Origin of the sequence: Kocuria sp. CH-021 (genome assembly GCF_049716185.1) — a bacterium.
GTDB classification, from domain to species: Bacteria; Actinomycetota; Actinomycetes; order Actinomycetales; family Micrococcaceae; genus Kocuria; species Kocuria cellulosilytica.
Map to the genome: position 1 here is coordinate 1 of NZ_JBNAFK010000038.1, position 11,120 is coordinate 11,120.

An 11,120-nucleotide genomic window follows, 5' to 3' on the forward strand; every position below is an offset into this window, starting at 1 on the left:
CGGCCCCACGGCCGGGCACACCCCCGGGTTCGCCGACCTCCGGGCGCCGGAGCTGTGGTCCGCCGGTCCCCTGCTGGCCCTGTCCCTGCTCATCGGCGTGCTGCCCCGGGTGCTGCTCGAGGTGATCGAGCCGGCCTCGGCGGCCCTCGTGAGCCTGGTGGGACGGTAGCCGGTGGAGGCCTCCATGCAGATGCGCCTGGAGCTGCTGCTGCCCGAGATCATCGTCCTCCTCGGTGGGCTGGTGGTGCTGCTGGGCGGTTCGTTCCTGCCCCGGCGACGCCAATGGATCGCCCGCGCAGTCGCCGCCCTGGCCCTGCTGGGCGCCGCGACCGCGGCGGCCCTCGCCATGGCCGGGCCCGCGCAGAGCGCCTTCAGCGGCACCTTCGCCGTGGACACCGCCACCGGTGCCGCCCGGGTGATCGCCACCCTGACCACCCTGCTGGTGCTGGGGGTGGCCTCCGGGGAGATCGCCGGCTCCCCGCGGGAGTCCGACACGTACGCGCTGCTGCTCCTGGCCACCACCGGGGTGATGGTCCTGGCCGGGGCCACCGACCTGCTCGTGCTGGTCGTGGGGTTCCTGCTGGCCAGCATCCCCCTGTACGGGATCGTCGGCCTCACGGGCGGGCGCGCCGGGGCGGAGGCCGCCATGAAGACCTACCTCATGGGGGCGCTGTCCGGGATCCTGCTCATGGCCGGGGTCACCGTGCTCTACGCCCTGGCCGGCGGCACCGACTACGCCCTGCTCCAGGAGGAGCTGCCCGCCGCCCCGGCCGCGGCCGTGGGCGCGGGCGTGCTGGGCGTGCTCGCCGGGCTGCTCTTCAAGGCCGGCGGGGTGCCCTTCCACTTCTGGGTGCCCGACGCCGCCCAGGGCACCGGGGCCACCGCCGCCACCTTCCTCACCACCGTGCCCAAGGTGGGCGCGCTGGTGGCCGTGTACCGGCTCGTGGCCACGGTCTCCGCCGAGGACGGCTCCTGGCTGCTCGTCGCGGCGCTGCTGGCCACCGCCTCGATGTTCCTGGGCAACCTCGCGGCCTACTGGCAGACGGATCCCCGCAGGCTGCTGGGCTGGTCGACGGTGGCCCAGGTCGGGTTCCTGCTCGTGCCCGTGGCCGCGGCCGGGCGCAGCGACCTGGCCCTGCCCTCGCTGCTGTTCTACCTCGCCGCCTACGCGCTCACCAACGTCGCCGCCTTCGCCGTCACCGCCGCGCTGCCCGAGCACCGGGAGCTGGCGGACTACCGTGGCCTTGCACGGGCCCGTCCCGGCCTGGGACTGGCGCTGCTCGTGGCGCTGCTGGGGCTGGTGGGCACCCCGCCGCTGGCCGTGTTCGTCGGCAAGCTCACCACCGCCACCGCCGCCTGGGACGGCGGGCACGGCTGGCTGGTGCTGGTGGTGATGCTCAGCAGCGTGCTCAGCCTCTTCTACTACCTGCGCTGGTTCGCCCCCGTCTTCGCCCGCCCGGACCAGCACGCCGAGGGGTTCCCCGGCCGCGGCGGGGCGGCCGCCTGGCCGGCCGTCACCGCCGGGGCCGCCGCGACCGCGAGCCTGGCACTGGGCGTCCTGGCCGGTGTGCTGTGGGCTGCCCTCGAGGGCCCCGTGGTCATGTAGGTGCGGCGGCCTCCGCGCCCTGGACCGCCCGTGCGCGATGCCGAGACGGCGAACTCAGGCCCGGGTGCTCTGGCCGTGCTCGGCCGCATAGGCGGCGAAGACCTCACCGGGGTGCTCCCCGGTGCCCACGAAGTCATCCTTGATCTCGGACCCGAGCTGGTCCAGGGCCGAGGACAGCCGCTGGGCGCTCAGCCGCACCGCCGGCTCGGGTCGGGCCATGGCCGCATCGCGCACCCGCAGCGCATACGGCAGCTGGTGGGCCAGGGACAGGTCGGGGTTGCTCTCCTGGAAGTAGAAGCCCTCGGTGTGCTGGGTGAAGTCCACGGATATCTTCGTGAGATCCGCCTGCAGGGAATCCAGGACCCGGGAGGCGATGGCCGGCTCGATCTCCGCGACCGTCTCGGCGTAGTCGGCGTCGGCCAGGCCCTTGAGTTCCAGGGCCAGCGCCCGGCGCCGCATCAGCGGAGGATAGATCTGCGTGAACCACGTCAGCGCCGCAGTCAACAGCGCGAACCCGGTCAAGGCCTCGAGCGGGGAAGCGACCCGGATCCACGGGTCGGTGGCCACCACGTCCCCGTAGCCCAGCGTCGACAGCGTCACCACGGAGACGTAGACGGCCTCGACCGCGTCCGGGTAGGCGGCAGCGTCGATGCCGGAGGAGTACATGAACCCGCCCGGGACGTGCGGGTAGTAGATCAGCGCCCACCCCGCTGCTTGCAGCACCACCCAGAGGAGCACCACGGCCACCATCGCCGCCGGCCCCACTGCGGAGCCGGCCCGGTGACCGGTGGCCTTCGAGACCCTCCACACCGCGGAGAGCACCAGCCGGCTCAGACGCCCCTGACCGCTGGGGTGCAGCAGAGTGTGGAACATGTCCGTCAGACCGACCACGATGACCACGATCCCCAGAGCTGTCAGCAGTACGTCCACGATCGACCTCCGTCGTTGGTTCTTGTTCTTCCGGTCCCCGGGTCCCGGGGCGGCTCACGAGTCCTCAGTGCTGCTCGTGCTCGCCCTGCCGCGTGTCCTCGGCGGAGCGGTGCCGCACGGTGAACCACTGCGCCACGACGATGACCAGAGCCACCACGGCGGTGACCACCAGGGTGAACGGGTCCGACTGCGCCTTCAGCAGCACGAACGGCACGAGCACCGCGGCGTCGAGCAGGATCGCGACCCAGGGGATCCAGGCCTTGGCCCCGACGTCGTCCCTGAGGTGGCGGAGGATGCCGAAGTGGATGGCGATGTCCATGGCCAGGTACAGGATGGCGCCGAGGGAGGCGATCTGGGACAGGTCGAAGAAGGCGGCCATCAGGATCGCGAGCCCGGCGGTGATGTACAGCGACTGGTGGCCCTCCTGCCCTGGCAGCCCGGGGGCCTGGCCCATGTCACGGAGCATGTCGTAGAGCTTCGAGACCGAGAACAGACTCGCGACCAGCCCCGACAGCGTCGCGACGACGGCGATCACCACGGTCAGCGTCACACCCCAGGCGCCGAACATCGGCTCGGCCGCCTCGGCCAGGGCGTAGTCCCGGGCCTCGACGATCTGCGGCACGGTCAGGCTGCCGGTGACCGCGACGGTGATCATCAGGTAGAGCACGGTGCACAGGGCGATGGAGATCATGATGGAGCGGCCGATGTTGCGCTCCGGCTGCTGCAGGTCCGCACCCTGGTTGGTGATCGTGGTGAAGCCCTTGTACGCCAGGATGCACAGGGTGGTCCCGGCCAGGAAGCCCAGCAGTCCCTGGTCCGGCGGGGTGCGGTCGGCGGCGGTGAACAGGCTGCCCAGGGAGGACACCCCCGCCGCGAGGATGCCCGCGATCGCCAGCACGGCGATCCCGAGAATCTTGATCGCCGCGGTGACCGTGGCGGAGCGCTCCACCCACCGGTTGCCCACCAGGTTGACCAGGGCGGCGGCCGCGATGGCCACCACCGCCAGCACCGGGACCCACACCACGGAGTCCTGCAGGCCGAAGGGGCGCAGCAGGTAGGTGCCGAAGGTGCGGCCCAGCAGGGACTCGGCCAGGATCATCGACACGTACATGAACAGGGAGAACGAGCCGGCGACCACCCCGGGACCGTAGGCGGCCTTGAGCAGCATCGCGATCCCGCCGGAGGACGGGTTGGTGGCCGAGTAGCGGATGTAGGAGTAGGAGCTGAACGTCACGATCACGGCTCCGGCGAGGAACGCCCAGGGCACCCAGCCGCCGGCCAGCTCGGCGACCTGCCCCACGAGGGCGAAGATGCCCGCGCCGATCATCACCCCCGTCCCCAGGGCGACGGATCCGGTCAGGGAGAGCTTCTTCTGCGTCTGCGTGCCGTGGTCCATGAGGAGCTGCACGTCCTTCCTGCCGGGGTGCGATCGTTCCCCGGCGGTGGGGTTGTCGGACAGGGTCGGTGGGTCGGGCCCACGGTGCTCAGCGGGCCTCGAGGGTGCCCATCATGCCGAGGTCCTCGTGGTCGAGGATGTGGCAGTGGAAGACGGTGCGGCCGGCGAAGTCGTCGAAGGCCACCCGGACCGTGATCTCCCCGAAGGCCGGGATGTTGACCACGTCCTGCCACCTCGGTGCGGACACGTCGCGGCCGCCGTCGGTCACGACCTGCATGGGCCACACGTGCAGGTGCATCGGGTGGTCCATGGGACTGGAGTTGGTCAGGGTCCACTCCTCCACGGTGCCCACCCGGACCCGCTGGTCGGTGCGCTCGGCGTCGAACTCCCGGCCGTCGATCGTGAAGGACATCATCTGCCCGGGCCCGCGCGTCCCGCCCATCATGCCGCCCATCCCCATGCCCATGCCCATGGCGAAGTCCAGGGTCCGCCGGGCCTCGACCGGCTCGTCGCGCAGGTCCCGCAGGGACGGGCCCGCGGGCACGGGCCCGGCCTCCCCGGCCGGGTCCCCGGCGACCTCGAGGGTGAGCAGGTCGACCGGTTCGCCGGAGCCGGGACCGCCCCCGGGCCCGCCCATCATGCCGTCCATCATCCCGTTCATCATGCCGTCCATGCTGCCGCGGTCCACGGGGGCGGCCACCAGGGTGGAGGTGCCCTCTCGGGTGTCCACCAGCAGCTCCACCCGGTTGCCCGGGGCGAGGGTCACCTCGGTGACCTCGACCGGTTCGGGCAGCCGGCCGATGTCGTGGCCGGACAGCCGCAGGTCCTGCCCGTCCAGGGTCAGGCGCAGGTACCGGGACGGGCAGGCGTTGACGACCCGCCACAGCTCCCGCTCCCCCGGTGCCGCGGTGGCCCCGGGGCGGACCTGGCCGTTGACCAGCACGGTCTGCCCCTCCCGGCCCATCATCCGCTCCGGCGGGGAGACCTCGGCGAGGTCTCCGGCGCCGTCCAGGGTGAGGTCGGAGATCACCAGCACCCGCTCCCGGGCCACCGGGACGGGTTCGGGGTCCTCGACCACGATGGTCCCGTAGAGCCCGGCGGCGAGCTGGTCGGCCACGTGGCCGTGGTGGTGCGGGTGGTACCAGAAGGTGCCCGGCGGGTGGTCCTGCGGCAGGACGTACTCGTAGTCGAAGGACTCCCCGGGGGCGATGCTCACGAACGGGTTGTCCCCGTTGTCCTCCGGGGAGACGTGCAGCCCGTGCACGTGCAGGTTCGTCGGGGCGTCCAACCGGTTGCTCATCGCCACCCGGAGCGTGTCCCCGGGCCGGACCCGCAGGGTGGGTCCGGGCAGCGAGCCGTTGAACGCCTGCACGTTCGCCTCCCGCGCCCCGATCCGCACCTGCGCGGGGGCGGCTTCCAGGGCCAGGTCCAGGACCCCGTTCCGGCTGGACAGCACCTCGGGCTGCAGCAGCTCCCGGCCGCCACCGAGGGCCTCGCCGCCGCCGCTGGTCCACCACAGCCCGGCCCCGCCCACGGCCGCGGCGCCGGCCCCGGCCGCGCCCAGGGCCAGCAGCTGCCGGCGGGTCAGCGGGCTCATCGGTCGCCCTCCTCCAGGGTCCGCAGCCGTTCCCGGTACTCCTCGGTGCTGATCTCCCCGCGGGCGTAGCGCTCCTCGAGGATCTCCCGGGACCGGCGCGGGCCGGCACCCGTCGGCGGCGCGGAACCGCCCTGCCGGGTGCCGCCGCCCGAGCCCCCGGTGAACGTCTTCACGAGCACGAAGATCAGCACCACCGTGCCCAGGATCAGCAGGAGCCAGAAGACCCACATCCAGCCCATGCCCCAGCCCATGCCATCGCCCCACATCATCGCGGTCCTCCTTCGATCGGTTCGTTGCTTCCTGCAGAGCGCCGCCCGTGGGCGGCGACGCCGGTCACCGGGGCGGTCAGGAACCGTCCGGCAGCTCCTGGAGCATCTGCTCCATCTCGGTGATCTCCGCCTCCTGGTCCTCGACGACCTGTTGGGCCAGTTCGACGGCCTGCGGGTTCTGCCCCTGCTCGATCTGCTCCTGGGCCATCTCGATCGCGCCCTCGTGGTGGACGGTCATCTGCTCCAGGTACAGCCGGGCCGCCTCCGTCCCCTGCGCGTCGTTGAGCATGCCCATGTCCTCCTCGCTCATCATCCCGCCGGCCCCGTGGTCCATGGACGTGGAGTCCTCGCCGGGCATCGGCGCTTCCCAGGTCTGCAGCATCTGGTTCATGCGCTCGATCTCCGGGCCCTGGGCGTTGACGACCTTCTGGGCGAAGTCCTGGACATCGGCGGGGATGTCGTCCTTGCCCAGCAGGGTCTCGCTCATGTCCACGGCCTGCTGGTGGTGGGGGATCATCATCTGGGCGAACATCACGTCGTCGTCGTTGTGCTCTTCAGCGATCGGCTCCCCTGAGGTAGCGCCCGACGGGGTGCTCGAGGGGCTGCCGGCCCCGGTGGCGGCAGCTGTGGAGCTGGTGGTCTCGGAGGCCGCGTCAGTGTTCTGTTCGCCTCCGGTGCCGCAGCCGGCCAGGGCCAGGGCAGAGGCGAGGGCCACGGCGGTGAGGGAAGAGGCTCGGTTCATGGGGATGTCCTTACGTGGGGTGGTTGGGTGGTGGTGGCCCCAGGCAGGGCCTGGAGACCGGGAGCCGGGGCCGGGCCGTGGGGGATCCGGTCCCGGCACGCTCAGGAAGAGGTGACCGCATATCCGGCACGCGCCACTGCGGCGCGCACGGATTCCTCTGCGACAGGGATGGTGCTGGTCACGGTAACGGCCGAAGCCTCGCCGGCTACGAGGTCGATCTGCACGTCAAGGACCCCCTCCAACGCCGTGAGGGCCTCGGTGACCCGGCCGGCGCAGTGGCCGCAGGTCATGCCCTCCACCTGGTAGGTCGTGGCGGTGCCGTCCGAGGACGGCGACTGCGCCTCGACGGCAGTCCCCGTTTCCTCGGGGACAGAGGAGGGAGCGCAGCAGGCGCAACCGGTGGCGGCCATCGGCAGGGGGCGGTGGGGCGAGCTGGTCATGGTGGGCTCCTTCGGATCGTGAGGGAACGGGGAACGCCCCTCGCCCCTCAGGTATATACCCTGGGGGGGTATAGTGCAAGGATGTCAGTGAGCCTCCCGCGCGGGAGGCAGATCGGCCAGTTGGGGGCTCGGCAACTGGATGGTGAACACCGCGCCGTGTCCGGGTCCGGGGGAGGCGGCGGTCAGGGTGCCGCCGTGGGCTTCGACCAGTGCTTTGGAGATGGCCAGCCCGATCCCCGAGCCGCCGTGGTCTCGGTCCCGGGCGGTGTCCCCGCGCCAGAAGCGCTCGAACACCTGAGGCAGTTGCTCGGCACTGATGCCCTCACCGGTGTCGCTGATGCAGAGGACCACTTGGCCGGACATTTGATGGGTGGCACTGACGGTGACCGTCCCACCCGCTGGGGTGTGGCGCAGGGCGTTGGTGAGCAGATTGCCCAGCACCTGCCCCATCCGCTGCCGGTCCACCTCCAGGACCCCGGTCTCATCGTCGACGTCCACGTCGAGGGCCACGCCCTTGGCCGCGTAGGACTCCCGGTGGGCCTCGGCGGCGGTGTGCAGCAGTTCGAGCACGGGCTGTTCTGCGCGGTCCAGGTCGATGCGCCCCTCCTCGGCGCGGGAGACGTCGGTGATGTCCTCGACCAGCCGGGTGAGGCGTCCCAGCTGGTCGGTCATGATCTCGCTGGTGGTTTCGTCCCAGTGGATGACCCCGTCCTGGAGGCCTTCGCAGTACACGGTGAGCACCGAGATCGGGGTGCGCATCTCATGGGCCAGGTCCGAGAGCATCCGCCGGCGGGTACCTTCGGTACTTTGCAGACGAGCCGCCATGGTGTTGAACGCGGTGGCCACCCCGTCCACCTCCGCTCCGGCACCCAGGGCCGGTACCCGGGTGTCGTAGCGGCCGCGGGACATGCCCTTGGCGGCTTCGGCCAGCTTCCCGAGAGAACCCTGGATGCGACGGGATAACCAGAGGCTGGCGACCAGGGCGCAGATCAGGGCCGTGGCCAAGGCCACGGCCACGGTGATGAGGTTGGTGTCGCGGTAGGCCTGCTCCACGTGCAGCAACTCCGGGGAGTTCTCCGCATGCCCGGCCATGATCAAATGATTGTGGAAGATCGCCGGGCCCATCAGGGAGGCCACCACGACTGCCGCCGCCAGGGAGGCTGCGACCACCAGCACCTGGACGGTGAAGAACCGGGTAGCCAGGCTCCGCTCGCGCCGGGGACTCACGGTGTCACCATCCGGTAGCCGACCCCACGGACCGTGTCGATGAAGCCGATCGGGTCCTCCCCGAGCTTCCGGCGCAGGTGCCCGATGTGCACGTCGACGATCCGCTCGTCCCCGACCCAGGAGGGATCCCAGACGGTGTCGATGAGCTGGCGGCGGGTCAGCGCCTGGTGCGGGCGGGCCGACAGGGCCGCCAGCAGGTCGAACTCGGTGCGGGTCAGGCCCACCGGCCGCCCGCCCACCCGTGCCTCGTGGGCCGTGAGGTCGACGGTCAGCTCCCCGAACTCCCGGGCGGGCTCGACCGGGGCCAGCGTGGTGCGGGGCCGGCGCAGCACCGCGGCCACCCGGGCGACGAGCTCGCGGACGCTGAAGGGCTTGGTGATGTAGTCGTCGGCCCCGGCCGCCAGCCCGGCCAACTTGTCCTCCTCGTCCCCGCGGGCGGTGAGCATCAGCACGTAGCACTCGGAGAAGCCCCGGATCCTGCGGCACACCTCGATGCCGTCCATCCCCGGCAGCCCCAGGTCCAGCACCACCACGTCCGGGCTCCGGTCGCGGGCGGCCTCCAGGGCGTCGGGGCCGGTGTGCGCCAGGTCCACCGCGTAGCCGGCGCGGGTCAGATAGGTGGCGACCATCTGCGCCAGGGGTTTCTCGTCGTCGACCACCAGCACGCGCTCCGGGCGGGTGCCGACATCGGAGCCAGAATTCATGCCTCCAGTGTGTCCCCGACCTGTATGCCGATCCGGCTCAGAGGCCCTTCCTGCGGCAATCTTCGCCAAACCTTCAAGGAAAACGGCGCAGAGCTGCTCTACAGCCGGTCGAGAATGGTGGGTGGTCCTCGTGATGTGGTTGCGAGGCGGAAAGGACCCATGAACTCCTTGACCCGCAGATCCCTTCTCCTGGCCGGGTTCAGCCTGCTGGGCTCCGGGGCCCTGGTGGCGTGCTCGCCGCAGGCGAACTCCACGGCTCCGACTGCTTCCTCCAGCACCAACAGCGCTGGAACGGCGATCACCCACGTCCATGCCATCACCCGCGACACAGCCACCGGGGTGATTCTGTTGGCCACCCATGAGGGCCTGTTCCGGTTGGCGAACGAGGAGTTGACCCAGGTGGGTCCGGTCGTGGACCTGATGGGTTTCACCGTCACCGAGGGCCGCTACCTGGCCTCGGGCCACCCCGGGATGGGGACCGACCTGCCCGAGCCGGTCGGGCTGATCGAATCCACCGACGGCGGTGAGACCTGGGAGGTGCTCTCCCGAGGCGGGGAGTCGGACTTCCACGCCCTGACCGCCAGCCCGAACGCGGTCATCGGCTTCGACGGGCAGCTGCGCGCCAGCACCGACGGGCGCACCTGGGACACCCTTGAGATCCCTTCCGCCCCGGCGTCCCTGGCGATCGCCCCGGGCACGGGCACGGTCCTGGCCACCACCGAGGACGGCGTGCTGCGCTCCAGCGACGACGGGGCCACCTGGGACACCCTGGACACCCCGCAACTGATATCGATGGTGGCTTGGGCCGATGAGAAAACCATCGTCGGCGCCGGCATCGACGGGCGCCTGCTCACCAGCGCTGACGCCGGGGACACCTGGGACACCAGCGAGGAGGCGATCGGGGAGATCACCGCCCTGGGGGCGAGCATCACCGAGGAAGGGACGGTGGAGGCACTGCTGGTGGCCGATTCGGCCGTCCTGCGCACCACCGACGGCGGCAAGACCACCGAAGTGCTGCTGTAACGACACAGGCGAGCTAGCCGGCCCTGTGGGTTCCTCAGTACTCACTGCACCGGTGGTGGACCGGCAGGTTCTTGAGATAGCGACCAGGCAGGAAGTCCAATGAGCGACAGTCCGCACCCATCACCCACCCGGGGCCGTTCCCGCCCGGGCTCCCCGGTTCGTCTCGGCATCCTGGTGGTGGTCCTTGCCATCGTGATCTATTTGCTCACCGCCCACTGGCTGCACGTGGCCGATGCCCTGCCGTACGTGTTCGTGGCCGCCATGTTGGTGATGCACCTGTTCGGCCACGGCGGCCACGGCGGCCACGGCGGTCACGGCGGTCACGGCGGTGACCTCCAGGAGAGAGGAGCCGGCGATGTCCGGTGAGTACGGGTACGGTCTGTGGTGGCTGGTGATCCTGAATTCCTTGGTGTTCATCGCCTTCGCCTTCAGTTTCATCCAGCCCAAGACCAGGCTGGACTGGCGCGCGGTGGGCGGGTTCTCGGCGTTCGTCATCGCGCTGTTCACCGAGATGTACGGCATCCCGCTGACGATCTTCTTGCTCTCGGGCTGGCTGGGCGAGAAGGTGCCCGGCCTGCAGTCCCTGAATCATGGCTCTGGGCACCTGTGGCAGGAGCTGTTCGGGTGGGAAGGGGATCCGCATCTGAATCCCCTGCACCTGCTCAGCAACCTCGTGATCGGGGCGGGGCTGTACCTGCTCTACCGGGCCTGGCGGGTGCTCTATGCGGCCCAGCGCGAAGGGCGTCTGGCGAGCACCGGCCCGTACGCGCGTCTCCGCCACCCGCAGTACGTAGGGTTCTTGGCTGTCATGGTGGGCTTTCTGCTGCAGTGGCCCACGGTGCTGACCCTGCTGATGTTCCCGGTGCTGGTGGTCGTCTACTGGCGGCTGGCGCGCAAGGAGGAGCAGGTCCTGGTCCGCCAGTTCGGCACCGCCTACCAGGATTACGCCCGCCGGGTGCCGGGGTTCGTCCCCCGGTTCCGCCGGCAGACGGCCCGATCCTGAGCAGCACAAGGGTAGCCCCGGACCGAGGGGCGCCCCGGGTGCGGACCATGCTGTGGGTGACGACGGCCTGGGGCCTGTGTTTCGTGGCCATCCGATGGGGTTTGCAGGCTCTTCAGGATCCAGGGTGTAGTCGGGGTCTGAACCCGCCGGTCTCCAGCAGCGATCTGGCGATGTAGTTGGTGA

Annotated in this window: 12 protein-coding genes; 4 read left to right on the forward strand and 8 right to left on the reverse strand. The window is 70.8% G+C overall.

Going from position 1 to position 11,120, the window contains the following annotated elements:
* Positions 1 to 184 precede the first annotated feature (184 nt).
* Positions 185 to 1,606, forward strand: coding sequence for an NADH-quinone oxidoreductase subunit N (locus ACPYN7_RS17675; RefSeq protein WP_424348512.1), 1,422 nt, complete (start codon positions 185 to 187; stop codon positions 1,604 to 1,606).
* 54 nt (positions 1,607 to 1,660) lie between these two features.
* On the opposite strand, the gene ACPYN7_RS17680 is transcribed toward ACPYN7_RS17675, so the two are convergent.
* From ACPYN7_RS17680 to ACPYN7_RS17715, 8 genes are all read right to left on the reverse strand, one after another.
* Positions 1,661 to 2,536 carry a potassium channel family protein gene (locus tag ACPYN7_RS17680; protein WP_424348513.1) on the reverse strand — a complete coding sequence of 292 codons (876 nt, stop codon included), beginning with the start codon at positions 2,534 to 2,536 and terminating at the stop codon, positions 1,661 to 1,663.
* A gap of 64 nt (positions 2,537 to 2,600) precedes the next feature.
* Complete coding sequence (locus ACPYN7_RS17685; RefSeq protein ID WP_424348518.1) at positions 2,601 to 3,932, reverse strand: APC family permease; 1,332 nt, start codon at positions 3,930 to 3,932, stop codon at positions 2,601 to 2,603.
* An 88-nt stretch (positions 3,933 to 4,020) separates the two neighbouring features.
* Positions 4,021 to 5,529, reverse strand: coding sequence for a multicopper oxidase family protein (locus ACPYN7_RS17690; RefSeq protein ID WP_424348514.1), 1,509 nt, complete (start codon positions 5,527 to 5,529; stop codon positions 4,021 to 4,023).
* A complete protein-coding gene (locus ACPYN7_RS17695; protein ID WP_126349464.1) occupies positions 5,526 to 5,798 on the reverse strand; it encodes an SHOCT domain-containing protein in 273 nt (90 codons plus the stop codon). The genes ACPYN7_RS17690 and ACPYN7_RS17695 overlap by 4 nt, the downstream gene beginning before the upstream one ends.
* 76 nt (positions 5,799 to 5,874) lie before the next feature.
* On the reverse strand, positions 5,875 to 6,540 hold the full coding sequence (locus tag ACPYN7_RS17700; protein ID WP_126349463.1) for a DUF305 domain-containing protein: 666 nt from the start codon (positions 6,538 to 6,540) through the stop codon (positions 5,875 to 5,877).
* Between the two features lie 101 nt (positions 6,541 to 6,641).
* Entirely contained in the window at positions 6,642 to 6,980 is a 339-nt protein-coding gene (locus tag ACPYN7_RS17705) for a heavy-metal-associated domain-containing protein (RefSeq protein WP_126349462.1), read from the reverse strand.
* An 84-nt stretch (positions 6,981 to 7,064) separates the two neighbouring features.
* Positions 7,065 to 8,207, reverse strand: a complete 1,143-nt coding sequence (locus tag ACPYN7_RS17710) for a HAMP domain-containing sensor histidine kinase (RefSeq protein ID WP_424348515.1) — start codon at positions 8,205 to 8,207, stop codon at positions 7,065 to 7,067.
* Positions 8,204 to 8,911, reverse strand: coding sequence for a response regulator transcription factor (locus tag ACPYN7_RS17715; RefSeq protein ID WP_424348516.1), 708 nt, complete (start codon positions 8,909 to 8,911; stop codon positions 8,204 to 8,206). The genes ACPYN7_RS17710 and ACPYN7_RS17715 overlap by 4 nt, the downstream gene beginning before the upstream one ends.
* 159 nt (positions 8,912 to 9,070) lie before the next feature.
* Here ACPYN7_RS17715 and ACPYN7_RS17720 point away from each other — a divergent pair, with 159 nt between their 5' ends.
* The 3 genes from ACPYN7_RS17720 (at position 9,071) to ACPYN7_RS17730 (ending at position 10,937) form a co-directional block, all read left to right on the forward strand.
* On the forward strand, positions 9,071 to 9,934 hold the full coding sequence (locus tag ACPYN7_RS17720; protein ID WP_126349461.1) for a F510_1955 family glycosylhydrolase: 864 nt from the start codon (positions 9,071 to 9,073) through the stop codon (positions 9,932 to 9,934).
* A 99-nt stretch (positions 9,935 to 10,033) separates the two neighbouring features.
* Positions 10,034 to 10,300, forward strand: a complete 267-nt coding sequence (locus tag ACPYN7_RS17725; RefSeq protein WP_424348517.1) for a DUF2933 domain-containing protein — start codon at positions 10,034 to 10,036, stop codon at positions 10,298 to 10,300.
* Positions 10,290 to 10,937, forward strand: a complete 648-nt coding sequence (locus tag ACPYN7_RS17730; protein WP_126349459.1) for a methyltransferase family protein — start codon at positions 10,290 to 10,292, stop codon at positions 10,935 to 10,937. Before ACPYN7_RS17725 ends, ACPYN7_RS17730 begins: the two co-directional genes overlap by 11 nt.
* Positions 10,938 to 11,120 lie beyond the last annotated feature (183 nt).

Bases quoted from the DNA above. Each gene is read 5' to 3' on its own strand.
- ACPYN7_RS17695 (WP_126349464.1), bottom strand. From the start codon at position 5,798: ATGATGTGGGGCGATGGCATGGGCTGGGGCATGGGCTGGATGTGGGTC.
- ACPYN7_RS17730 (WP_126349459.1), top strand. From the start codon at position 10,290: ATGTCCGGTGAGTACGGGTACGGTCTGTGGTGGCTGGTGATCCTGAAT.
- ACPYN7_RS17685 (WP_424348518.1), bottom strand. From the start codon at position 3,932: ATGGACCACGGCACGCAGACGCAGAAGAAGCTCTCCCTGACCGGATCC.
- ACPYN7_RS17715 (WP_424348516.1), bottom strand. From the start codon at position 8,911: ATGAATTCTGGCTCCGATGTCGGCACCCGCCCGGAGCGCGTGCTGGTG.
- ACPYN7_RS17690 (WP_424348514.1), bottom strand. From the start codon at position 5,529: ATGAGCCCGCTGACCCGCCGGCAGCTGCTGGCCCTGGGCGCGGCCGGG.
- ACPYN7_RS17725 (WP_424348517.1), top strand. From the start codon at position 10,034: ATGAGCGACAGTCCGCACCCATCACCCACCCGGGGCCGTTCCCGCCCG.
- ACPYN7_RS17705 (WP_126349462.1), bottom strand. From the start codon at position 6,980: ATGACCAGCTCGCCCCACCGCCCCCTGCCGATGGCCGCCACCGGTTGC.
- ACPYN7_RS17720 (WP_126349461.1), top strand. From the start codon at position 9,071: ATGAACTCCTTGACCCGCAGATCCCTTCTCCTGGCCGGGTTCAGCCTG.
- ACPYN7_RS17675 (WP_424348512.1), top strand. From the start codon at position 185: ATGCAGATGCGCCTGGAGCTGCTGCTGCCCGAGATCATCGTCCTCCTC.
- ACPYN7_RS17700 (WP_126349463.1), bottom strand. From the start codon at position 6,540: ATGAACCGAGCCTCTTCCCTCACCGCCGTGGCCCTCGCCTCTGCCCTG.